This window comes from Streptomyces sp. H27-C3 (genome assembly GCF_030063415.1).
Taxonomy (GTDB): domain Bacteria; phylum Actinomycetota; class Actinomycetes; order Streptomycetales; family Streptomycetaceae; genus Streptomyces.
In genome coordinates this window covers 118,791-140,811 of sequence record NZ_JASITA010000012.1, presented here as the reverse complement: position 1 = coordinate 140,811, position 22,021 = coordinate 118,791, and the positions used below count along the sequence as shown (strand labels likewise).

22 protein-coding genes and 3 pseudogenes are annotated in these 22,021 nt (G+C 72.4%); 15 read left to right on the top strand and 10 right to left on the bottom strand.

All coding sequences use genetic code 11. From position 1 onward, the window contains the following. Positions 1-51 precede the first annotated feature (51 nt). Positions 52-2,040, top strand: a complete 1,989-nt coding sequence (locus QMK30_RS14450; RefSeq protein WP_283518208.1) for a DUF5107 domain-containing protein — start codon at positions 52-54, stop codon at positions 2,038-2,040. Positions 2,041-2,043: 3 nt separating this feature from the next. Here QMK30_RS14450 and QMK30_RS14445 read toward each other — a convergent pair whose 3' ends face one another. Continuing rightward, a complete protein-coding gene (locus QMK30_RS14445; RefSeq protein WP_283518207.1) occupies positions 2,044-2,397 on the bottom strand; it encodes a VOC family protein in 354 nt (117 codons plus the stop codon). A gap of 102 nt (positions 2,398-2,499) precedes the next feature. On the opposite strand from QMK30_RS14445, the gene QMK30_RS14440 reads away from it, so the two are divergent. Continuing rightward, positions 2,500-2,997 (top strand): GNAT family N-acetyltransferase, encoded by a 498-nt coding sequence (locus tag QMK30_RS14440; protein ID WP_283518206.1) that lies wholly within the window; start codon positions 2,500-2,502, stop codon positions 2,995-2,997. Between the two features lie 23 nt (positions 2,998-3,020). Here the strand turns inward: QMK30_RS14440 and QMK30_RS14435 are convergent. Then, positions 3,021-3,294: pseudogene (locus tag QMK30_RS14435) on the bottom strand (SAM-dependent methyltransferase); the annotation flags it as partial. Between the two features lie 142 nt (positions 3,295-3,436). Between QMK30_RS14435 and QMK30_RS14430 the strand changes: the two are divergent. Together QMK30_RS14430 and ligD are read left to right on the top strand one after the other, a co-directional pair. Next, a pseudogene (locus tag QMK30_RS14430) lies at positions 3,437-3,589 on the top strand (NAD(P)/FAD-dependent oxidoreductase); the annotation flags it as partial. Between the two features lie 152 nt (positions 3,590-3,741). After that, entirely contained in the window at positions 3,742-4,656 is a 915-nt protein-coding gene (gene ligD / locus QMK30_RS14425; RefSeq protein ID WP_283518287.1) for a non-homologous end-joining DNA ligase, read from the top strand. A 128-nt stretch (positions 4,657-4,784) separates the two neighbouring features. Here the strand turns inward: ligD and QMK30_RS14420 are convergent, their stop codons facing one another. Next, entirely contained in the window at positions 4,785-4,955 is a 171-nt protein-coding gene (locus tag QMK30_RS14420; protein WP_283518204.1) for a hydrophobic protein, read from the bottom strand. A 69-nt stretch (positions 4,956-5,024) separates the two neighbouring features. Further along, positions 5,025-6,539, bottom strand: a complete 1,515-nt coding sequence (locus QMK30_RS14415) for a bifunctional phosphatase PAP2/diacylglycerol kinase family protein (RefSeq protein WP_283518203.1) — start codon at positions 6,537-6,539, stop codon at positions 5,025-5,027. Positions 6,540-6,690: 151 nt separating this feature from the next. Here QMK30_RS14415 and QMK30_RS14410 point away from each other — a divergent pair, with 151 nt between their 5' ends. The 3 genes from QMK30_RS14410 (at position 6,691) to QMK30_RS38460 (ending at position 7,915) form a co-directional block, all read left to right on the top strand. After that, positions 6,691-7,266, top strand: a complete 576-nt coding sequence (locus tag QMK30_RS14410) for a TIGR03086 family metal-binding protein (protein WP_283518202.1) — start codon at positions 6,691-6,693, stop codon at positions 7,264-7,266. A gap of 264 nt (positions 7,267-7,530) precedes the next feature. Next, positions 7,531-7,662, top strand: coding sequence for a hypothetical protein (locus QMK30_RS14405; protein WP_283518200.1), 132 nt, complete (start codon positions 7,531-7,533; stop codon positions 7,660-7,662). Beyond that, entirely contained in the window at positions 7,631-7,915 is a 285-nt protein-coding gene (locus QMK30_RS38460) for a phage holin family protein (protein WP_349362071.1), read from the top strand. The genes QMK30_RS14405 and QMK30_RS38460 overlap by 32 nt, the downstream gene beginning before the upstream one ends. A 58-nt stretch (positions 7,916-7,973) precedes the next feature. On the opposite strand, the gene QMK30_RS14395 is transcribed toward QMK30_RS38460, so the two are convergent. Continuing rightward, a complete protein-coding gene (locus QMK30_RS14395) occupies positions 7,974-9,140 on the bottom strand; it encodes a YihY/virulence factor BrkB family protein (protein WP_502963143.1) in 1,167 nt (388 codons plus the stop codon). A 392-nt stretch (positions 9,141-9,532) separates the two neighbouring features. Between QMK30_RS14395 and QMK30_RS14390 the strand changes: the two genes are divergently transcribed. The 4 genes and pseudogenes from QMK30_RS14390 to QMK30_RS14375 all read left to right on the top strand — a co-directional run bounded on the left by QMK30_RS14390 (position 9,533) and on the right by QMK30_RS14375 (position 13,840). After that, positions 9,533-10,324: an RNA polymerase sigma factor SigF gene (locus tag QMK30_RS14390; protein WP_283518198.1), complete on the top strand. Its 792-nt coding sequence runs from the start codon at positions 9,533-9,535 to the stop codon at positions 10,322-10,324. Between the two features lie 581 nt (positions 10,325-10,905). Then, positions 10,906-11,286 carry an ANTAR domain-containing protein gene (locus QMK30_RS14385; RefSeq protein ID WP_283518197.1) on the top strand — a complete coding sequence of 127 codons (381 nt, stop codon included), beginning with the start codon at positions 10,906-10,908 and terminating at the stop codon, positions 11,284-11,286. A 246-nt stretch (positions 11,287-11,532) separates the two neighbouring features. After that, on the top strand, positions 11,533-12,750 hold the full coding sequence (locus QMK30_RS14380) for an aminotransferase class I/II-fold pyridoxal phosphate-dependent enzyme (RefSeq protein ID WP_283518196.1): 1,218 nt from the start codon (positions 11,533-11,535) through the stop codon (positions 12,748-12,750). Positions 12,751-12,791: 41 nt separating this feature from the next. Beyond that, a pseudogene (locus QMK30_RS14375) lies at positions 12,792-13,840 on the top strand (MBL fold metallo-hydrolase). 12 nt (positions 13,841-13,852) lie between these two features. On the opposite strand, the gene QMK30_RS14370 reads toward QMK30_RS14375, so the two are convergent. After that, the gene (locus QMK30_RS14370; RefSeq protein WP_283518195.1) at positions 13,853-14,473 is read right to left on the bottom strand and encodes a DedA family protein; all 621 of its coding nucleotides are present in this window, start codon (positions 14,471-14,473) and stop codon (positions 13,853-13,855) included. Next, entirely contained in the window at positions 14,470-15,243 is a 774-nt protein-coding gene (locus tag QMK30_RS14365; protein WP_283518193.1) for an MBL fold metallo-hydrolase, read from the bottom strand. The genes QMK30_RS14370 and QMK30_RS14365 overlap by 4 nt, the downstream gene beginning before the upstream one ends. 144 nt (positions 15,244-15,387) lie before the next feature. Between QMK30_RS14365 and QMK30_RS14360 the strand changes: the two genes are divergently transcribed. From QMK30_RS14360 to QMK30_RS14350, 3 genes are all read left to right on the top strand, one after another. Next, on the top strand, positions 15,388-15,513 hold the full coding sequence (locus QMK30_RS14360) for a hypothetical protein (protein WP_283518192.1): 126 nt from the start codon (positions 15,388-15,390) through the stop codon (positions 15,511-15,513). A 71-nt stretch (positions 15,514-15,584) separates the two neighbouring features. Continuing rightward, positions 15,585-15,989 (top strand): recombinase family protein, encoded by a 405-nt coding sequence (locus QMK30_RS14355; RefSeq protein WP_283518190.1) that lies wholly within the window; start codon positions 15,585-15,587, stop codon positions 15,987-15,989. A 123-nt stretch (positions 15,990-16,112) separates the two neighbouring features. Beyond that, positions 16,113-18,215 carry a phage holin family protein gene (locus QMK30_RS14350; RefSeq protein WP_283518188.1) on the top strand — a complete coding sequence of 701 codons (2,103 nt, stop codon included), beginning with the start codon at positions 16,113-16,115 and terminating at the stop codon, positions 18,213-18,215. A gap of 21 nt (positions 18,216-18,236) precedes the next feature. Here QMK30_RS14350 and QMK30_RS14345 read toward each other — a convergent pair whose 3' ends face one another. Further along, entirely contained in the window at positions 18,237-18,473 is a 237-nt protein-coding gene (locus QMK30_RS14345) for a hypothetical protein (protein WP_283518187.1), read from the bottom strand. A 169-nt stretch (positions 18,474-18,642) separates the two neighbouring features. On the opposite strand from QMK30_RS14345, the gene QMK30_RS14340 reads away from it, so the two are divergent. Further along, entirely contained in the window at positions 18,643-19,377 is a 735-nt protein-coding gene (locus tag QMK30_RS14340; RefSeq protein WP_283518185.1) for an SDR family NAD(P)-dependent oxidoreductase, read from the top strand. Positions 19,378-19,453: 76 nt separating this feature from the next. Here QMK30_RS14340 and QMK30_RS14335 read toward each other — a convergent pair whose 3' ends face one another. Then, entirely contained in the window at positions 19,454-20,743 is a 1,290-nt protein-coding gene (locus tag QMK30_RS14335) for an MDR family MFS transporter (RefSeq protein WP_283518184.1), read from the bottom strand. Further along, positions 20,740-21,945 (bottom strand): PLP-dependent cysteine synthase family protein, encoded by a 1,206-nt coding sequence (locus QMK30_RS14330; protein WP_283518183.1) that lies wholly within the window; start codon positions 21,943-21,945, stop codon positions 20,740-20,742. The genes QMK30_RS14335 and QMK30_RS14330 overlap by 4 nt, the downstream gene beginning before the upstream one ends. Positions 21,946-22,021 lie beyond the last annotated feature (76 nt).

Genomic DNA, 22,021 nt, shown 5'->3' with positions numbered 1-22,021 from the left:
GGCGTCGGCCATCGGAGCTGCCTGCGGCCCCCGTGAGGGAGTGAGGCTGTCTTGGCCACGACCGTGCGACGCGCCGTACTGACCCTGCCCGCAGCCCAGGTGGGGCCGCCGAATCCGCTGCCCGGACTGCGCCCGCTGGACGAGACCCACGTACTCGACGAGCGTTCACGCGACGGGCTGCCGCGCGAGATGGCCCGGCAGATCGGCTTCGAGCCACTGCGCACCCTGCTGCCCGTGCCCGTCCTCGACGGGTACGGGCGCGAACGCGCCGAGGCGGATCTCGACACGATCGTCATCGAGAACGACCGGCTGCGCGCGATCGTGCTGCCCGGGCTCGGCGGGCGGGTGCACTCGCTCTTCCACAAGCCGACCGGCCGTGAACTCCTGTACCGCAACCCGGTGTTCCAGCCTGCCCAGTTCGCGCTCAACGGGGCCTGGTTCTCCGGCGGCATCGAGTGGAACATCGGCGCGACCGGGCACACGACGCTGTCCTGCGCCCCCCTGCACGCCGCGGTCGTGCCCGCCCCCGACGGCGGTGAGATGCTCCGGCTGTGGGAGTGGGAGCGGCTGCGTGACCTGCCCTTCCAGGTCGACCTGTGGCTGCCGGCCGACTCCGACTTCCTGCACGTCGGCGTACGGATCCGCAATCCGCACGAGCGGACCGTGCCCGTCTACTGGTGGTCCAACATCGCCGTCGACGAGGCCGAGGGGACCCGCGTCCTGGCCCCCGCCGACGAGGCCTGGCATTTCGGGTACGAACACCGTCTGCGGCGCGTGACCGTGCCCGATTCGGACGGCATCGACCGTACGTATCCGCTGCGCGGCGAGTACCCGGCCGACTACTTCTACGACGTGCCGGACGAGGCGCGGAAATGGGTCGCGTCCCTCGACGCCGACGGGCAGGGACTCGTCCAGACCTCCACCGACCGGCTGCGCGGCCGCAAGCTCTTCCTGTGGGGCTCGGGGCGCGGTGGGCGCCGCTGGCAGGAGTGGCTGACCGAACCGGGGACACCCGGTTACGCCGAGATCCAGGCCGGTCTCGCCCGCACCCAGTTGGAGCATGTCCCGCTGGAGGCGGGTGCCGAGTTCAGCTGGCTGGAGGCGTACGGGCCACTGGCCGCCGACGCGCCGACCGTGCACGGCGAGGACTGGCAGGCGGCCCGCGACGAGACGGAGCTGCGGCTGGAGAGCGCGCTGCCGCGGGCACAGGTCGACGCCGCCTTCGAGGCATGGCGGCCGTACGCCGACAGCGAACCCATCCGGAGCCTCGCCACCGGCTCCGGATGGGGCGCGCTCGAAGTCCTGCGCGCGGGCCTCAAGCTGCCCGGCACGCCCTTCGACGAGTCGACGCTCGGCGAAGAGCAGCAGCCCTGGCTGGAGTTGCTGCGTGGCGGTGCGTTCCCCTACCCGCGCAAGGTCACTCCGCCGGGCCCCACGCTCGTCGGTCGGCCCTGGCGGGACATGCTGGAGACCGCCCCCGCCGAGCCCCTCACCGAGTACCACCTGGGGGTCGCCCAGTGGCACGCGGGCGATCTGGCGCAGGCGGTGCGCAGCTGGGAGCGGGGGCTCGGACTCGCCCCGTCCCGCTGGCCGTTGCTGCGCTGCCTGGCGGTCGCCGACCGGCTGGCGCACAACGGGCAGCGCGCCGCCGATCTGTACGCGGAGGCCTTCGACGACCTCTGCCAGGAGCGCCGCGACGGTGCGGAGTGGAGCGCGGCGACTGCCGCCCTGGGCCGCGAGGCGATCGACGCGCTCCTCGCGGTGGACAGGACGGCCGAGGCCCGCGGTGTCTGGCAGCGGCTGCGGCCCGCGATGCGCGAGAGCGGCCGCTTCCGCCTCGCCGAGGCCCGGCTGCTGCTCGCCGAGGGGGACAGGGAGGGTGCCCGCGCGGTCTTCGACGCCGGATTCGAGGTCGCTGACCTGCGTGAGGGCGCCGAGGTCCTGGGCGAGATCTGGTCCGCGCTGTCCGACGAACCCCTGCCGGACCGGTACGACTTCCGGATGCGACCGCCCGCGGCGCCGGACCCGGCACGGGGGTGAGCGTCAGGCATCCGTGCGCAGGTCGACGTACTCGAAGACCGTGCCGTCCGGGTGGAGCGCCAGCAGGTTGCGGCCCGCCGGTGTCGCCACCGGGCCCACGATGATGCGCGCGCCGGCCGCGTCGAGGGCCGCGCCCGCCTCGTCCAGATCCCGCACGGCAATGGTCGCCGACACCTTGCGCAGCACCTCCAGTTCCGACTCGGGGCCGCTCATCAAGAGGAAGCAGCCCACCGCGGCCACCGAGATCCCGCCGCGCTCGTAGCGCTGCGCCCGTGTTCCCGTGAGGCGTTCGTAGAAGGCCACCGGGGCCTCCAGGTCGTCGACGCAAATGCGCAGCGTGGTTCCGAGGATCTCCATAGGGGCGAGGATAGTTGGTGGTCAGGGGCCGAGGGACGCGATTCGCGCGGTCGGACGGGCAGCCGATTTGCCCGGCCGGGAAGCGGGTGCGAAGGTCCGGGGATGAGTACGTACACCGTGACCGTCCGCCCGTACCGGGAAGCGGACTGGGACGCGGTCTCCAGGATCCATGACACGGCGCGGCGCGACGAGTTGCGCGGCCACATCGGTGCGGACGCTTTCCCTCCGCTCGCCGAAACCTATGAGGACGAAGGGTTCTTCGACGGGACGGTATGGGTCGCCGCGGCGGGCGACGAGGGGGACGGTGCGGGCGAGGTGCTCGGCTTCGCCGCGCTCGACGACGCCGAACTGACCTGGCTCTACGTCGACCCCGCCCGCTACCGCCAGGGCATCGGGCGGCTGTTGCTCCGGCGCGCGCTGGCCGACGGCGGCGGTTCGACCGTGCGGTGCACGGTCCTCGACGGCAACGACGCGGCCCGCGCGCTCTACGAGAGCGAGGGATTCGTACACGTCGAGACGAGGACCGGGCGCCTTGCGGGCAAGGAGGCGTTCGCCGCGACGGGCCACATCATGAAGTGGCGCAGGCCGGACACGCCATAAGGGAAGTACGCGAGCGGCCAGGCGCGCAGGAGCACTTCGCCGTGCGGGACCATGAACCACGCGTCGTCGCGGCGGCCCCACTCGCGCCATGCCTCGGCCAGCGTGGCCAGGGTCTCCGCGCGGGTGTGGCCCCTGCCGACGGTGAGGCGGGCGCGTACACCGACGCCGTCGTACGGTCCGCCCACAGGCCGCTCCACCAGCGCGTTCGCCCTCGGTGGCGAAGCACCAGGCCGCCGCCGATGCCCGGATGTCGTCGAAGCCAGCGGCGCGGGCCCAGGACACGAGCCTGCGTCCCGCCGGTCGTAGTCAAGCCGTCGGGCCTGGCGGGGGTTTCCCGGCGGGAGGACGAACGGGCGCGATCCGGGTGTTTGCCGGGCAGCCTCGGGGGCACCGGGAAGGTCCGTCCACCGCCCGCGCCCCGTGTACGAGGTGAAGCGAAGTGACACGACAGCGTCCCCGCATTGTCATCGTCGGAGCAGGATTCGCCGGCCAACAGGCCGCCAAGTCCATGTCCCGGACGGCCAGGGAGAAAGCCGAGATCGTTCTGCTCAACCCGACCGACTACTTCCTCCATCTACCGCTGCTGCCCCAGGGCTGGGGCGCGCCGTGCGGTGTGGGTGGCGGGGTGCCCTGAACACCCCGCCACCCTCACCCGCGGCGCGCCGGAGCGTAAGTGATCAGACAGCGGCCACGGGGACAGGCAGACCACGAAGGGCACGACGAGCCCAGGAGACAGAGACCATGATGAGGGATATCACGAGCGTGCGTGCGGGACGCCGCACGGTGCGGATCCATCGCGCGGAGAAGGTGCTCTTCCCGGACTGCGGCCTCACCAAGGCCGATGTGGCCGACTACTACCGGCAGATGGCGGCGTTCATCGTGCCCCAGTTGCGCGGGCGGCCACTGATGCTGGAGCGCCACCCGGACGGCGTCGGCGGCCCGCGTCTCATGCAGAAGGACACCCCCGACCACTATCCCCAGTGGATGCGCCGGGTGACGGTCGACAAGGAGGGCGGCACGGTCACCCACACCGTGTGCGACGACAGCGCCACCCTTGTCTTCCTCGCCGATCAGGCCTGCCTGACGTTCCACCGCTGGCTCTCACGGGCCGACAGGATCCGGTGGCCCGACCGCCTGGTCTTCGACCTGGACCCACCCGGTGAGGACTTCCCGGCGGTGCGCGAAGCGGCCTGGCGGCTCGGCGAACTCCTCGACCAGCTCGGGCTGCCCTCCGCGCTGATGACCACCGGATCCAAGGGCCTGCACGTGGTCCTGCCGCTGAACGGCCACACCTCGTTCGGCGAGGCCCGCGACTTCGCCAAGGAGGTCGCGCAGATCCTCGCCGAACGCCACCCGGACGAACTGACCACGGATATACGCGAGAAGACCCGCGGCGACCGCCTCTATCTGGACGTCCAGCGCAACGCCTACGCACAGACGGCCGTGGCCCCCTGGTCGATCCGCCCCGCGCCGGGCGCGCCGGTGGCCGCACCGGTCTCCTGGGAGCAACTGGAGAACAAGGAGCTCACCGCGCGGCGCTGGGCGGTGACGGACGCCGAGGACGTACTGGTCCAGGCCCGCACCAACCCGTGGTCGGGGCTGCTGGGCCGGGGCCGGGCCCTGGGGCCGGCCCGCCGCCGCCTCGCCGCCCTGCGCTGAGGGCGTCCGACGCGGAACGCCCGCGCCGTGTCCGGCCGAAAGGCAGAGCGCGGGCGCAACGGAAAGGGGACAGCGGCCTCAAGGCCGCTGTCCCCTTTCCCTTTTGCCTATGGCCGGGAGCTCAATTCCTACCACCGGTACCAGCGGGACCTGGTGCCCGAGGAAGAAGTGCCGCGCAGCAGGAACCCCAGAAGCCAGATCACCAATACCGCAATGGCGATCCACCACAGAATCTTGACGGCGAAACCGACGCCGAAGAGGACCAGAACGAGGAGCAGGACAAGCAGGACAGGAACCATGGTGTGTACCTCCCGGGTCCGCGGATCCCCATTGTATTCCTCTTTACCCTGTGGGACGTTTCCGGGAATTCACAGCACCAGCGGACGGTACACGGTGAGAGCCTCGGCGGCCTTGTCGATGACGAATTCCTCGGGGGCGTCCACCACCTCGCCGTCGAAAGCGAGCAGCGTGCCCGGCGCCAGGCCGGAGATCCACACCCGGCGCAGCCGCTGCGCCGCGTGGACGGGCGAGCGGCTCAGCGGTCCGGCGAGCGCCGCGGCCAGCAGCCGCAGGCCCGGCAGCCGCCCGCCGTGCACCACACGCACGTCCAGCAGGCCGTCCGCCATGTCGAAGCGCCGGCCGGGGGTCGGACCCATCCGCTGGTACATGCCGTTCCCGGCGAACAGCATCCACACCGAGCGGCTGCGGCTCTTGTGCTGCCCCACCTGCGCCTCCAGCGGCCGTTCGTCGCGCAGCACCTTCACCGCCGCGAGCACCCCCGCGGGCCAGCCGCCGATGCGCGGCCCCCAGTGCTCCCGGATGCGCACCAGCTCCGGGTAGACGCCCAGGCTGAAGGTGTTGAGGAAGTACCCCGGCTGGTCGTCACCCCCCGGGCCCGGCGTGAAGCGGCCCAGGTCGACCTTGACGGCGTCGCCGGATGCCAGCGCCCGGCAGGTGTCGTGGACCTCCTCGATGCCCAGGTCGTACGCGAAGTGGTTCAGGGTGCCGCCGGGGAAGACCGCGAGCGGAATCCGGTGGGTTGCGGCGACCACCGCGGCCCGGTTGACGGTGCCGTCGCCACCGCAGATGCCGAGAGCCCTGCCTTCCTTGGCTGCCTTCTCCAGCGCGTCGCACAGCTCCTCGGGCTCGCACTCGACGACCTGCGCGAGCGGCAGCGCGTCCCGCACCAGAGTGGCCTTGGCAGCCGCCGAGCCCGAGCGCTTGTTGACCACCACGACCAGGTCCTGCCCACCGGGAAGTGCTGGAGCCTGGGTGTGCGGGCGCCCCGGGGCCGGCATCTGCGACCTCGTCGGTACGAGCCCGCGCACCGCGAACGCAGCCCCCACCCCCAGCGCCGCGCCGACCAGCACATCGCTCGGATAGTGGGCGCCCGTATAGATGCGGGAGACCGCGACGGCTGCCGCGACCGGCGCCACCACCGCGCCCCAGCCCTTCGATTCGAGGGCCACGCCCGTCGCGAAGGCGGCGGCGGATGCGGAGTGCCCGGAGGGGAAAGAGGTGGTGATCGGCTGGCGTTTCAGCTGCCGCACCAGCGGTACCGAGTCCAGCACCGGCCGCACCCGGCGCACCGAACGCTTGCCCACCGTGTTCACGGTGGCGGAGGCCAGCGCGAGCGAGGCGACCCCGCGCACCGCAGCCCGCCGCGCGCGGGTGCTGCCGCCCAGGGCCGCCAGTCCTGCGGCCGTTCCGAACCACAGCACACCGTGGTTCGCGCCATGGCTCAGGCGGGGCAGGACATAGTCGGCGCCAGGCCAGTGGCGGGCCGCCACACCGTGGAAGATTGCCTGGTCGCGGCCGCTCAACCAGGTGGCGAGCCGGCCGGGCAGGCGGCTGGTGGGATGGTGCGCGCGTGGTGAAGACATGGTGCGCGCGTACCCGGCCGGGCCGGTTTCGAATCAGGCGGCACAGCCGGTCGTGTGTTCCGTCGCTCACTGCGGGAAGCCCCGGGTGAAGCGCCAAATCCACGGGGATCCGGACTGGCGCCGGGGCGCGGGCGAGGGAAGAGTGAACCCCATGGATGCGAACCCTCTTCTCACTCGTCACGCCGAGGTGCTCGCGCTCTTCACCGACCGGGTGCACGCGGTGCGCCAGGACCAGTGGCAGGCACCCACCCCATGCACCGGCTGGTCGGTGCGGGACCTGGTGCGCCACCTCACCGGGGAGCAGCTGTGGGTGCCGGAGCTGGTGACCGCGCGACGAACGGTCGCGGAGATCGGCGACACCTTCGCAGGCGACGTACTGGGCGAGAACCCGGTGACCGTCTGGGACCGGGCGGCGGCGGGGGCCCGCGCGGCGTTCGCGGAGCCGGGCGCCCTGGAGCGCCGGGTGGGGCTCTCGTACGGGGAGAGCACCGCCGCCGCCTACTGCTCTCAGATGGTCGCCGACGCGGTGGTGCACGCCTGGGACCTGTCCCGGGCCATCGGCGCGGACGAGCGGCTGCCGGAGGAGCTGGTGAGCTTCACGGTGCGGGAATTCGGACCGTACTCGGCGGACCTGGAGACAACCGGTCTGTTCGACGCACCGGTGGAACCGCCCGCCGGGGCCGACGCCCAGACCAAGCTCCTCGCCCTGCTGGGGCGCACCGTCTAAGGGGCCGGGCCTCCTGCCCCTTCACACGGATCTCTCCCACCCGGTGCCCCGGGCGGGGGAGGACATGAGCCCGCTCCGGCCTGTCGGTCACCGGCCGCCGGACTTGGCGAGCTCGCTTCCGTCTCCGCCGCGCCGCCGGGATCAGTGGCGGGTACCCGAAGTGCACACGGCAAACGCGCGGCGGGCCGGGGGATGCATGCGGACGTGCGGGTGACCCCCTGCAGGCCGTTCCGCGGGAAGGACATGGCCATGGCGGTATGAGCCGTGCTGATTCCGGTATTGATTCCAGTTCTCGTGCTGGGCGTGCTCATCGGGCTCGGCCGCTACGAGGACTTCATGCTGACGCCGACGGAGGCGAAGGAACGTGACCCAGTCCGCCGAGCCATCGGCAGCTGAATTGGTCAAGCGCGCTTCGGAGCAGCTTGCCGATCTCGTTCGGGAAGAACACGGGCTCACTCGGACCGAAATGAAGGAAAAGGGCAAGAGGGCCGGCCTCGGCGGCGGGCTCTACGGAGGCGCCGGACTCACGGCCTTTCTCGCGCTGTGGACGGGTCCTGTCGCCGGACGGGCACTGTCGCCGGTCGGCCGGACCCCTGGCACAGACCGGACGGGCTCTTGGCACAGGCCACACAGTCCGGATAGTCCGTAGGGGCCGCACAGTCCGGTCACCGGGTGGACCGGTGAGCGGACTTCGACAGCCTGGCCGACTACCGGTCCGACCGGCCGACGCCGTCGGGCCGTTCGATGCCGGCCTTCCTCGCAGCCGCGGTCTCCTGGGCCTCGGCCTCGTCGGCGCCCTCGCCCGCCCGGCCCGCCGGGCCGACGCCCCGGCGCCGGCGGCGCAGCCCCGGCGGCCACTTGCGGGTGTCGCGCGGTGCGACATAGGGCTCCTCGTCCGCGGGGAGCCCTCCTTCCATGGCCCGCTGCCTGGCGAGTTCCGCGTCGAATTCGAGCCCGAGCAGGATCGCCAGGTTGGACAGCCACATCCACAGCAGGAAGATCGCGACACCCGCCATCGCGCCGTATGTCTTGTTGTACGAGGCGAAGTTGGCCAGATAGAACGCGAACCCGGCGGAGAACAGCAGCCACAGCACCAGGGCGACGACGCTGCCCGGGGACAGCCAGCGGAACCCCTGGACCTTGGCGTTGGGCGAGGCCCAGAACAGCAGCGCGAGCATCAGCACCACAAGCAGCGCGAGCACGGGCCACTTGGCGTACGTCCACACGGTCAGCGCCTCGTCGCCGAGACCGATCACGTCACCGGCCCACCGCGCCAGCGAGCCGGTGAAGACCACGATGAGCAGGCTGCACGCCAGCAGTACGAGCAGCGCCAGCGTGAGCCCGACCCGCAGTGGCGTGATCTTCCAGATGGGCCTGCCCTCCGGCAGGTCGTAGACGGCGTTGGAGGCCCGGATGAAGGCGGCGACGTAACCCGAAGCGGCCCACAGGGCCCCGAGGAGGCTGATCACCGCGACCAGACCGCTCGACCCGCCCGAGAGCCGCAAGTCCTCCAGTGACGAGGTGAGGATGTCCCGCGCCGGCCCCGGCGTGAGGCCCTTGACCTCATCGAGCACCTGGCGCGTCGCGTTCTCACCCACAGTGCCGAGCACGGAGACCAGCATCAGCAGGGTCGGGAAGATCGACAGCACCCCGTAGTACGTGAGCGCGGCGGCCTTGTCGGCGAGCTCGTCGTCCATGAACTCGCTCGCGGTGCGGCGCAGTACGGCCCCCCACGAGCGGGCCGGAATCTCCCGGGGGGAGTCGGGCGCGGCGGCTTCGACACGGGCGCCGGGGCCGTGCGCCGCTCCTCGCCCGGGTCCCTGCTCCCGTCCCTGCCCGTCGGGCTCCCGGTTCTTCCGTCCTTCGCCGCCGATCACTTCTCACCGTCGTTCTCGTGACGGCGGAGGTGGCGACGAAGGCGTGGAAGCAGGTCGGTGACGTCGGTGTTCATGTGCGGACCTCCTGGGGCCCCTTCGGCAAAGGGAGAGTTCGGGGATCCGCGGGGATCCCGGTAGCACCCGACCGAGTACCAGGCATGGGCCGAAGTAAACGGCCTGGCCTGCACGGCTTTGTTTGGCCTTTCGGCGGCCGGGCATTCGAAGCATGTGCTTCGGACCGGAGGCACGTCCGTGGGAGCGGTGGGTATCGCTCCGGGCGTGTCACGAACAGTGCCCGGACACCCCCGGGCCTGATCTCGAAGGCCCGTCGTGCCCCTCCCCACGGTGACACCCATCCGTTTTGCACCGTTCAGGGAGTTGCAAAGAAGATGCGTACACCTACGCAGCGGAAACACCCGCACGATGACGCCCCCGACACGGCGGACGCCTTCCGGCTGCTGACGACTCTCCCCGACGGGGCCGAGCGCAGCGCCGTGCGGCAGGAGATCATGAAGGCCTGGCTCCCCATGGCCGACCGTCTCGCGGGCCGGTTCCGCAACCGCGGCGAGGCACTTGAGGACCTGCGCCAGGTGGCCGCGCTCGGCCTCGTCAAGGCCGTCGACCGGTATGACCCGGAGCACGGCTCGGCCTTCGAGAGTTTCGCCGTGCCGACCATCACCGGCGAGATCAAGCGGCACTTCCGCGACCACATGTGGACGCTCCATGTGCCGCGCCGTGTCCAGGACCTCCGCAACCGAGTGCGCACCGCCCAGCAGGAGCTGTCCCAGACCGCGTCCGGCGGCGCCCCCACCCTCGCGGAGATCGCCGCGCAGGCCGGCATGACCGAGGAGGAGGCCGTCGCAGGCCTCGAAGCGCTCGACTCTTTCACGGCGCTGTCCCTGGACGCCGTACTTCCCGGCACCGACGACGGGTACTCGCTCAGCGACGCCCTCGGCAGCAGCGAACCGGCGCTCGACGTCATCATCGACCGCGAGTCCGTCAAGCCCGGCCTGCGCAGGCTCCCCGAGCGCGAGAAGCGGATCCTCTACATGCGCTTCTTCGGCGACATGACGCAGAGCCGCATCGCCGAGGACCTGGGCCTCTCCCAGATGCATGTCTCCCGGCTGATCACCCGTTGCTGTACCCGGCTGCGCAACCAGGCGCTGCGGGAGGCCGCATAGCGAGGGCGGCATGGCGGGAGATCAGGTCCATGACCTGACCCTCCGCCATCGAGAACGCACGCCGTGGGCCCGTACGGAAGATTGAGGACTCCGTGTACGGGTGACGGTGCCGCCGGGGCCCGGCGGCACCGTCGGACAGCGGGACGCACACAGCGAGGTGACATCGGCCCGTACGAGCACCGGGTCCCCGGACATGTCCTGACCGAAGCTGTCGGTGTCCTCCGGCCGCACCTGGTCGCGGCGCCGCCACGGGCGGCCTCCTCCACCAGCGGGCAGTCGGCCGGGTCCTGCCCGGCCAACGCCTCGGACAGTGAACGGTGTCCGGCGTCGGTGGGCCCCAGGACGACCGCGCGCTTGACCGGCTTACCGGCGACGGCATCGGCGATCACCCAGTCGGCGAACCTGCCGTGCAGCACCCCCGCCGTGCTGCTCAGCACCGAAGTCCGGTCCCCGGATCCGGTCGACAGCAGAGCCGTCCTCTCCGCGCTCGCGGTGGGCCGGCCGGCTCCCAGGACCTGCTCACCGAGCAGCGCCGGCCCGCGTACCGGGCATCGGCCCTCGCCTCCGGCATACGGTCGAGCGTGACGATTCCGCTGCGCCGGGCCGGTGCCGAAGTGACCGTCAGCCTCTTCGGCTTCCGCCCGGGAACGCTGGAGGACGCGGTGCACGGCCCGGTGGACATCCTCCTGGAGCAGGTCACCGCGAGCCTGGTCCGCCACTGCCGCGCCGTCCTGACCGAGGTGGACCAACTGGCCACGGCGCTGCGCACCCGACCCGTCATCGACCAGGCCACCGGCATGGTGACGCACATGCTGGGCTGCGACGCGCAGGACGCCTTCGGGATGCTGCGGCGCTTCTCGCAGCGCTCCAACCGCAAGCTCGCGGAGGTCGCCGAGAGCGTGGTCAGGGGCAGGGGACGCGGCCTGGAACGGGACCTGGCCCGGATGGCCGACAGCTCGTAGCGGGCACGACGGCCCGCCGAGGATGGCCGCGCGGGGACGGCCGTCGGAGGCCCGGGGTGGCCCCGCGGGCCGTGATCGGCCGGACAGCGCCGGAAGAGCCCGGACAGCCGCCCTGACACGATCCGGGCGGTTCGCGAGGAAGCGCGACGCGACGAACCTCCGTATAAAGGGCACTGGAGCCGGGCAGATGTTCCCAGCGGATCAGTGGGCCGGTCGTCCTGGGCCGGAGCGGTGGAGGTGGCGGCGATGCAGCGGACGGCCTCGGCAGGACGCGGCCCCGTCCGCTACGGGCCGCCCGCCCCCGAGCCCGGACTGCCTGTGCTGCCCGAGCTGGCCGCCGTACTCGCCGCCGCCGCGGGGCGCACCGACGCCGAGCCGCCCGGCGGGGGGCCCGCCCTGCGCGCGGCGGCCGCCGGGTACTGGGAGCGGCGCGGGCTGCACGGCGACGCCGGGTGCGTGACCGCCGCGCCCGGTGCCCAGCCGCTGCTGGCCGCGCTGATGGCCGCGTGTGGCGGCGACATCCTGATGCCCCGCCCCTGCCCGGCCTGGTGGGTGCCACAGGCGCGGATCCTGGGCCGGCCCGCCTACCACGTGCCGACCCCGGCGGAGTGCGGCGGCGTACCCGACCCGTACGCGCTCCTGGAAACCGTACGGCGGGTCCGCGCCGAGGGTGGTGATCCGAAGCTGCTGCTGCTGTGTCTGCCCGACGACCCGACCGCCACCGTCGCCCCGCCCGAGGTCGTCCACGAGGTCTGCGAGGCCGCGGCGTCCGAGGGCCTGCACATCGTCAGCGACGAGACTTGGAGCGCCACCGTGCACCGGCCGTACCAGGCGGTGCTCCTGAGCCCCGCCGAGATGTACCCCGGCCAGGTCACCGTCCTCGTCGACCTGGCCGGCGGCTACACCCCGGCGGCCTGGCCGGTCGCCGTCGCCCGTTTCCCCCTCACCGAGTACGGCGCGGGCCTGCGCGCCAGGACCCTCGACATCCTCACCGCGCTCGGCGCCGCCGTGACGGGCCCGGTGGCCGAGGCGGCGACGTACGCACTGGGCGAACCGGAGCCCGTCACCGCCAGGACCGTGGCCGCGACCGCCCTGCACGCGCGGGTGGCCGCCGCCGCGCACCGCGCGGTCCTCGCCTCCGGCGCGCTCGCACGCCCCCCGCAGGCGGGCCGCCACCTGTACGTCGACCTCGGACCGTTGCGGACGGGCCTCGCCGCGCGGGGAGTCACCGACTCGATGGATCTTGAGGACCACCTGAGCACGCGCCTCGGCGGTCCGGTGCCCGGCGGTCACCGCTTCGGGGACGACATGAGCGGGCTGCGCGTGCGGATCGCGACCGCCGGGCTCCTCGGGGCAACGCCGGAGCAGCGTCTGGAGTCACTCACCGCAGCGGAGCCGCTGGAATTGCCGCACGTGGCGGGAGCGTTGAGCAGTCTCGGATCGGCTTTCGGCGAACTGCGATGAAACCCTGAGCCGGCGCACGCCACCGAAACGGAGCAACCTCGATGACGGAACAGGAGACCGAGAGCTCCCGCACGGGCCCCGGCGCCCTCGGTGTCCCCGGCCTCCTGGCCACCCCCGGAGGGGCCGCCCCGCCCCGCCCGCTCGGTGAGATCCGCCGCTGGCCCCCCTCCTTCGCCGACCGACTGACCACCCCGCTCCCGGGCGTCAAAGCCTTCGCCCGACTGGCCCGCGAGGGGACCATGCGGCCGGGCCCCGAAGGTCTCCGCGATGTCGGCCTGCTGCCGTACGAGCCGGGCCCGCTGCCCGCCACCGACGTGACGACGGTCGCCGTCACCTGGGCGGGCCACGCCAGCTGGGTGGTCCGTATCGGCGGGCTCACGGTCCTCACCGACCCCGTCTGGTCCCGCCGGATCCTCGGCACCCCGGCCCGCGTCACCCCCGTCGGCGTCCCCTGGGAGCACCTGCCGCACATTGACGCGGTGGTCATCAGCCACAACCACTACGACCACCTGGACGCCCCCACCCTCAAGAGACTCCCGCGCGACACCCCGCTCTTCGTCCCCGCGGGACTGGCCCGCTGGTGCCGGCGCCGGGGCTTCACCAGGGTCACCGAGCTCGACTGGTGGGAGGCCGCGGAACTGGGCGGCGTCCGCTTCGACTTCGTCCCCGCCCACCACTGGAGCAAGCGCTCCCTCCTCGACACCTGCCGCTCCCTGTGGGGCGGCTGGGTGCTGAGCGACCGGCAGGGGCAGCGGATCTACTTCGCCGGCGACACCGGCTACGGCCACTGGTTCAAGGAGATCGGCGCCCGCCACCCGGGCATCGACCTGGCGGTGCTCCCGATCGGCGCGTACAACCCGCGCTGGTGGCTGAGCGACGTACACGCCGACCCGGAAGAGGCCGTGCAGGCGTGCGAGGACCTCGGGGCGCTGCGGATGGCCCCCATGCACTGTGGGGGACCTTCCTGCTGTCCGCCGAGCCGGTGCTCGAACCGCTGACCCGGGTGCGTGCCGCCTGGGAGGAGACGGGCCGCCCCCGCGAGCAGCTGTGGGACCTGCCGGTCGGCGGCTCGCGGATCCTCACGGCGTGAGCACGACGGGCCCTACGTCGGCTGAGCCCGCCGCACCCTGCGCCACAACGAAGGCACCCCGCTGATCAGCAGCGTCAGCGCCACCACGGCCACCACGCCCTCCCACGGCTCCGCGAAGAGCGTGCCGCCCAGGATCCCGATCAGCTGGTATGCCGCGGCCCACGCGAGGCAGGCCGGAATGTCACCGCGGGCGAACCGCCGCATCGGCATCTTGCCGAGCAGGCACGCCAGCATCACCGGGATCCGCCCGGCCGGCATCAGCCGGGACAGCACGAGAACCATCGACCGGTGCTCGTCCAGCTTCTGCTGCGCCTGTTCGAGGTGTTCCGGGGAAGCACGCCTGCGCAGCGCCTCCAGCCAGCGCGAACCGTTCTTGGAGCGCACCCCGCGCACCCCCAGCCAGTACAGGCCGAGGTCCCCGAGAAACGCCGCGGACGCCGCCACCAGGAAGACGATCAGCAGCGCGATCGGGTCGGCTTGGTGGAACGCCACCACCGCGGCCGTGCTCACCAGCGCCCCCGTAGGCACCACGGGCACCAGCGACCCCAGAACCACCAGCGCGAACAGCGCCGGATAGCCGATCGCCTGCTGAGTCGATGCCGTGGGCACCCCGCCCACCAGTTCGAGGATCACCGTGCGGTCTCCGGCAGGACGCTCTCGCCGTGCGCGAGCCGGTGCACCGCGACCCCCGGCGCGAGCCTGGCCGCCTGCCGTACGAACTCTTCGCCCGGCGCGTGGAACTCGTGCGGCCGGACGCCGTCCATCCCGATTGGCCAGTACGTGCCGTAGTGCACCGGCACCGCGGAGCACGGCGCGATCCGGGCGAGCGCCTGGGCCGCCCGTCCCGCGTCCAGGTGCCCCTGCCCGAGATACGGTCCCCAGCCGCCGACCGGCAGCAGCGCCACATCGACGGGGCCCACCGCGTCGGCCATCGTGTCGAAGAGCCCGGTGTCCCCGGCGAAGTACGTAGTCGCCTCACCGGTGACCACGAAGCCGAGCGCGGGGGCACGGTGCGGCCCCATCGGCAGCCGCCGACCGTCGTGCAGGGCGGGAACCGCCCGTACCCGCAGATCCTTCACCCGTACCTCGTCCCCAGCGTCGACCTCGGTGATGTCCAGCGCGGCGAGCCTGCGCAGTCCCGGCACGGCCCGCGGGGCGCCGCGCGGCACGATGAGCCGGGTACCGGGCGCGAGCCGTGCCAGCGACGGCAGATGGAGATGGTCGGAGTGCAGATGCGACACGAGGGCCACGTCCGCCACGGCCGCCACGGGCGGTGGCACCGCGCCGCGCCTGCGCCGCAGATGCGCGAGGCGCCGGGCGAAGAGCGGGTCGGTCAGCACCCGGACCCCGGAGTCCTCGACCGTGCAGGTGGCATGGCCCCACCAGGTGATCTCCACCGGCACGAACTGCCTCCTCGCTGTCGGATCTCCGGGTACGAGCCTACGGCCCGGCGGCGGAAGTCCCGGAGGGCACCCGGCGGACCGCGCCCGTGGAGTCTGCTCATGCGGGCGCTGGGTAGCAATCGGGGAATGAAGGAGGGCGGCGCCTTGACCATGTATTCGCTGTACTGGGCCGCGTATGCCGAGCAGTGTCCGCGCTGCGGGGGAGTCCTGGCCATCACCCAGGACGGCTGGCAGATCTGCCACTCCTGCGGCTACTCCTCACCGCCCTGATGCGCGCCTCCTCCCGGCGGCCCGATCGGAGTAGGGTCTGCGGCGACAGCTAGCACGGAGGGGCCCGGTTCATGGACGAGGTACGAGTGGCGACCATCGCCAGCCTGACTCCGCTCGAAGAGCTGGACCTGGATCCCTTCCTGGTGGACACCCGCAGCCAACAGGCCATGTGCGCGCGCTGGGCCGCCGACAAGGGCTATGTCGTCACACGGCAGTTGGTCTTCTACGGGATGCGCCCCGACCAGTGCGGCCTGTGGACGGACGTCGACGCGGGCACCGTGGACCTGTTCGTCGCACCCAACGACCGGGTGCTGGCCAGGGCCTTGAGCTCGGTGCGGGAGTTCTCCGCGGAGTGCGAGCGCCGAGGCATTCGCCTGGAGACCGCGGGCCTCGACGAACCGGCGTACGACGCCGCCATGAAGGCCAGCGTCCACCGCAGGCTGTCGATGCCGACGGCCGGTTACGACGGCTGCTGATTCCGGGTACCGCGCGCCGCGCCCGCCCACCGGGGCGGAAGGGCCGGGGCCCGCGACCGGTTGTGCCAGGCTGGGAGCCGGGGCCGCGGGTGCGGTCCGGGGATCTCATGAGGTGGCAAAGGCGTGCGCGCACGGCGATGGCGTAGAGCGGGCGGAACTCTGCTGCGGGTGATCGCGGTCTGGGCGGTGTCCACGCTTACGATGCTGGCACTGGCGGGCATCCTGCCGGACTTCCAGCTCCGGGCCGACAACGACGACAGCATCACCAGGATCGCGCTCACCGCGGTCTGGGGCGCGGGCGCCTTCGGCCTGCTCGGCGCGCTGGTCTGGCCGGTGGCCGTACGGGCACTGCTGCTCGTCCCCGCTCTTGTCCTCGGCGTGCTGGTCTTCTTCCTGAACGGCTCGCTGCTGCTGATCGCGCTCCGGCTCATCCCCGACGGGCGCGGCGAGTCAGACCCGCAGACCGCGGTGGTCGTCGCCGCCGTCATGTCCGCCGTCGCCTCCGCGACGTCCGGCGCGCTCGCGGTCCGCGACGACGACGCCTACCGGCGCAGGATCTCCCGGCTCGCGCAGCGCCGCCGCCGCAGGCAGGGCGGGGACGACGGGCGTACCGGGCTGCCCGGCACCGTCTTCCTGCAACTCGACGGCGTGGGCCACGACGTGCTGCTGCGGGCCGCCGCCGCGGGCCTGATGCCCACCGTCGCGCAGTGGCTGGACGGCTCCGAACCCTCGCACCGGCTGATCCCCTGGCGCACCGACTGGTCGAGCCAGACCGGCGCCAGCCAGCTCGGCATCCTGCACGGCTCCAACCACGACGTCCCCGCCTTCCGCTGGTACGAGAAGGAGACCGGCGAGATTCTGGTCTCCAGCCGCCCGGCGAGCGCCGCCCGCATGCAGCGCCGCGCGATCGAGCGGACCCAGGACGGCGGACTGCTCACCTTCGACGGCGCGAGCCGCGGCAACCTCTTCAGCGGCGGCGCCGACCAGCTCGCCCTCGTCCTGTCCATCGCGGCCAGGCGCGGCAGGTCCAACCGCTCCAGGGCCGGCTACTTCACCTACTTCTCCGACCCGGCCAACGCCGTGCGTACCGCGATGTCCTTCGTCGCCGAAGTCTGCCGTGAGATCGGTCAGTCCACCCGCGCCCGGCTGCGCGGCGACACACCACGGGTGAAGCGGGGCGGCCTCTACCCCTTCATCCGGGCCTTCGCGACCGTCGTCGAGCGGGACGTGGTCGTCGCCGCGGTGCTCGGCGACATCCTCGTCGGGCGCACCGCCGTCTACGCCGACCTTGTCGGGTACGACGAAGTGGCGCACCACTCCGGACCGCACAGCCCGGATGCGCGGAAGGTCCTGGAGCGGCTCGACCGGTCGCTCGCGCTGATCGCCAAGCTCGCCGAACGCACCCCGCGCCCCTACCGGATCGTGCTGCTCTCCGACCACGGGCAGAGCCCCGGCGAGACCTTCGCGAACGCGTACGGGCTGACCCTGGCCGACCTCGTCCGGGCGGGCTGCGGGCTGCCCGTGCCGCGCGGGGCCGCGGGCAGCAAGAGCGGCGCCGAGGCGCGCGACGCGGTCCGGATCGCACTGCACCGGCCTCCGGTCGAGGGCGGGGAGGAGCACGCCGGGCCTGGCACCGACCCGGTGGTGCTCGCCTCGGGCAACCTGGGGCTGATCTCGTTCCCCGACATCGGGGGCCGGGCGACCTGCGAGCAGATCGACCGGCTGCACCCGGCGCTGCTGGGCACCCTCGCCAACCACCCGGGCATCGGCTTCCTGCTCGTACGCAGCGAGGAGTACGGCGCCCTGGTGCTCGGCGCGAACGGTGCGCGGCTGCGGCTCGACGACCCGGACGTGGGGGACACCGGACCGCTGGAGGCCTTCGGTCCCGGCGCCGCCGACGCCGTACGGCGGACGGACGGCTTCCCGCATGTCGCCGACATCATGGTCAACTCCTGGCACGACCCGGTCAGCGGCCGGGTGCACGCCTTCGAGGAGCAGATCGGCTCGCACGGCGGTCTCGGGGGCGAGCAGGGGCGGCCCTTCCTGCTGTCACCGTTCACGCTCTCCAGGCCCGTCGCCGAGGGACACGAACTGGTCGGCGCGGAGCAGGTCCACCGAGTGCTACGGCGCTGGCTCCGCGAGTGCCAGGGCCCGCAGGTGCCGCTGCCGACCACGGAGGGCCCCCGGCGCGAGGAGCGTGCCGTGCAGGACGCACCCCGCACCTGACAGCCCCGGGGGGCGTGCGGATCAGGCCGGGCTCGCGGGGCCCGGTGCCCGCCAGGCCGTCGATGCCAGGTGCTTCTCACGCGCACGCACCTGGAAGGCGGTCACGATCTCGATCACGCCGAGGGCCAGCAGCCAGCAGCCAGCAGCCAGCAGCCGCCGACGACCGTCAGGACCGAAGTTCGAGGCGAAGCGCCGGGCGCTGAGGCGCTGAGGCGCTGAAGTCTTGAGGGGATCTGCACTGCTGCTGTCCGGCGGCACACGGCAATCGCGGTGCGCCGCAGGACAGCTTTCTGACACTCGTCGCCCGCTCGTGGCTGTGGTCGGGATCGCCGGTCGGGCACCCGCACCCCTCCGCCCACCGGGGAGAATGGCTGTCTCGCCGTCTCGGCGTTGCATCGTTTCGTCGTTTCGTCGTGAGGAATCCGCAGTGAGTGAGCACCAGCGAGTCACCGTCGTCACCGGAGGAAGCCGCGGCATCGGCGCCGCGATCTGCCGTCGACTGGCCGCCGACGGCCACGACGTGGTCATCGGCTATCGCTCCGACACCGCCGCGGCCGAATCGGTGGCCGCCGACGTCCTCGGCACGGGCCGCCGCTGTGTCACCGTCGCCGTGGACACGGCCGACGAAGCCTCCGTCGATGCTCTCTTCGATGCCGCCGCGGCTCTCGGACCGGTCACGGGCCTGGTCAACAACGCCGGGGTGAGCGGCCCCAACGGGCGGCTGGCGGACGCCGACGCCGACGGAATGCGCCGGGCCCTGGAGGTCAACGTCCTGGGCTACCTGCTGTGCGCGCGCCGGGCTGTGCGGGACCTGACCCGCCAGGGTGGCGGGGCGATCGTCAACGTCTCGTCGGCCGCGGCCACTCTCGGCAGCCCCGGCCAGTACGTCCACTACGCAGCTGCCAAGGCGGCGGTGGACACGATGACGGTCGGGCTGTCCAAGGAGGTGGCCGCGGACGGCATCCGGGTCAACTGCGTTGCCCCCGGGGTCATCTGGACCGAGTTCCACGAGGACCCGAAGCGCCCCGCGAAGCTCGCGACCAGCATCCCCATGGGGCGCTCGGGGCAGCCCGAGGAGATCGCCGGGGCGGTGTCCTGGCTGCTCTCCGAAGACGCCTCCTACGCGACGGGCACCATCATGCGTGTCGCCGGCGGTATGTAGGGCGCCGCGCGCAACGGGGACGTACGCCGCTGTGCGCGCCGTACGTCCCCTGCTCAGTCCTTGGCCGTGCCCGGCGCTAGCGCCGCCCGGCCAGTGACGCGGCCGGGTTCCTCGGTGCCGCCGCGAGACTTCCGTTGCGCGACAGAAGATGGATCGCGCCCGCACAGGCCAGCCCCAGGGCCGTCAGCGAGAGCCAGGGAAGGGACGGCACGCCGGTGCGGCGGGACGCGTCCAGGGCCGCGCCGGTCAGGAGGTTGCCCGCGGTGATGCCGACCCCGCAGATGGTGTTGTACAGCCCGTAGTGCGTGGCGACGAGCCGCTCCTGGGCGAGGGTGACGATCGTGTCCATCTCGAACGGGTAGATGATCATCGTGGCCACCGCCAGCAGGAGCCCGCACAGCACCGCGGGCGCCATGGCGCCGATCAAGCGGCCGGGCCCCGCCGCCGGTACGGGCATCAGGAGCGGCAGGAAGGCCGCGCCCATCAGCGCCAGGCCGACGGTGATGGCCCGGTCGGACGTCCAGTTCCTCCTGCACCAGGCGGTGACGCGGGTCTGGCCGAGGATGGTGGCCAGGCCGGAGACGCCGAACAGGGTGCTCGTGCCGATCGTCGCGGCCGTCTCGTCGGGGGCCGCGTCGCGCAGCGCCATCGGCAGCGCGAGATAGACCTGGAAGGACAGCACGTACGAGCCGGTCATCGAGGCGGCGAAGAGCAGGAACGGCCGGTTGGCCAGCACCTGGCGCCACTGCCGGCCGATGCTCTCGCGCTTGACGCCGCCGCCGGAGTCCCCGCGGGCCTGCGGCAGGGCGCGCACCTGCACCACGGTCAGGACGGCGAAGACCGCGGCCGACACCAGGCAGGTCAGCTTGAAGTCGACGCGGGTCAGGGCGAGCCCGATGAGGGGCCCCGCCAAAATGCCGGCCTGGTAGAAGATGTTGAACAGGGCGAAGGCCTCGACGCGCCGCTCACCCGCGTCGCGGGCCAGATAGGCGCGTACCGCCGGGTTGAACAGGGCTCCCGCGAAGCCGGTGGCCGCCGATGCGGCCAGCAGCCCGGGGACCGAGTCGACCAGGCCGAGTGCGGCGAAGGCGATGGTGCGCAGGACGCAGCCGGCCACGATCAGCGGCTTGTAGCCGAAGCGGTCGGCGAGGGTGCCGCCGAGGAGGAACATGCCCTGCTGGCTGAAGTTGCGCATGCCCAGGATCAGCCCGACCAGCCAGCCGGTCAGGGCGAGCCGCCCGGACAGGTGCTGGGCGAGGAAGGGCATCAGCATGTAGAAGCCCAGGTTGATGGTGAACTGGTTGAGCAGCAGCAGTTGGACACTGCGGTCGTAGGATCGCACCTGGGCGAGGACCCCCGCGGTCATCGGCCGACCTCAGGTGCGGGTGCGCCGGCCTGCGTCACGGATGCGGCGATCTCCGGCATCGGGGCGGCGATTTCCTGCCCCGATGCGGTGATCTCCCGCGTGGATGCGACGACTTCGGGCGGGGCGGTCTCCCGGGCGGGCGCGAAGACACGACGGCACATCGTCCAGCGGACGGCCTCCCGCTCCGACGGGTGGCCGATCTCGTCGGGTGCGTCGGCGGGCCGCCCGCCGAGCAGGTCGTGTTCGCGGCAGTAGTCGTCGTTGTAGATGGTCGACAGATAGCGGTGCGGACCGTCAGGGAAGACCGCCGCGATGCTGGTGCCCAAGGGGTACGTACGAGCGATCCAGCTGGCGACGAGCGCCACCGCGCCCACGCTCCAGCCACCGGAGACATAGTGGGATCCCGCGAGGCGACGGCAGGTCCACACGGCCTCGGCGGGCGCGACCCAGTGCACCTCGGCGAACTGCTCGTAGGCGACGTTGCGCGGATGGATGCTGCTGCCGAGGCCGCGCATCAGACGCGACCTGGCGGGCTGGCCGAAGATCGTGGAGCCGGTGGCGTCCACGCCGATGACCCGCAGGTGCGGGGCGAGGGTCCGCAGGACACTGCTGATGCCCGCGGAGTGGCCGCCGGTGCCGACGCTGACGACCAGGATGTCGATCGCGCCGAGCCGGGCGGACAGTTCGTGCGCCAGCGGGGCATACGCGTCCACGTTGTCCGGATTCGCGTACTGGTCCGGGCACCACGCCCCGGGCCGCTCGGCCAGCAGCGCGCGCACCCGCGCCCGCCTGGCCTCCTGCCAACCGCCCACCGGATGCGGGGCGGTGACCACGTCGACCTCGGCGCCCTGGGCGCGCAGCAGCCGGTGCATGTCCGGCTCCAGACCCGGGTCGGTGACGACGGTGACGGGGTGGCCGTGGACCTTCCCGGCGAGCGCGAGTCCCAGGCCGAAGGTGCCGCTGGTGGACTCCACGATCTCGGCGCCGGGCGCCAGCTCACCGCGGGCGCGGGCTCGGGCGACCATGTGGAGGGCCGGACGGTCCTTGAGACCACCGGGGTTGAAGCCTTCGAGTTTGGCCCAGAATCCGCGTCCGGGCGGGGTGAGGGGGTCCGAGACCCATACGACAGGGGTGTTGCCGACCGCGGCGGCGAGTGAGCGGCCGACACCGCGGGAGAGCAGGTCGGCTGAGGGCTGATGCATCGTGACTGCTTTCTGGTCAAGGATGAAGAGCGCCGTACGACAGCGGCTCACCCCCGCCCGCAGCGGGCAGGGGTGA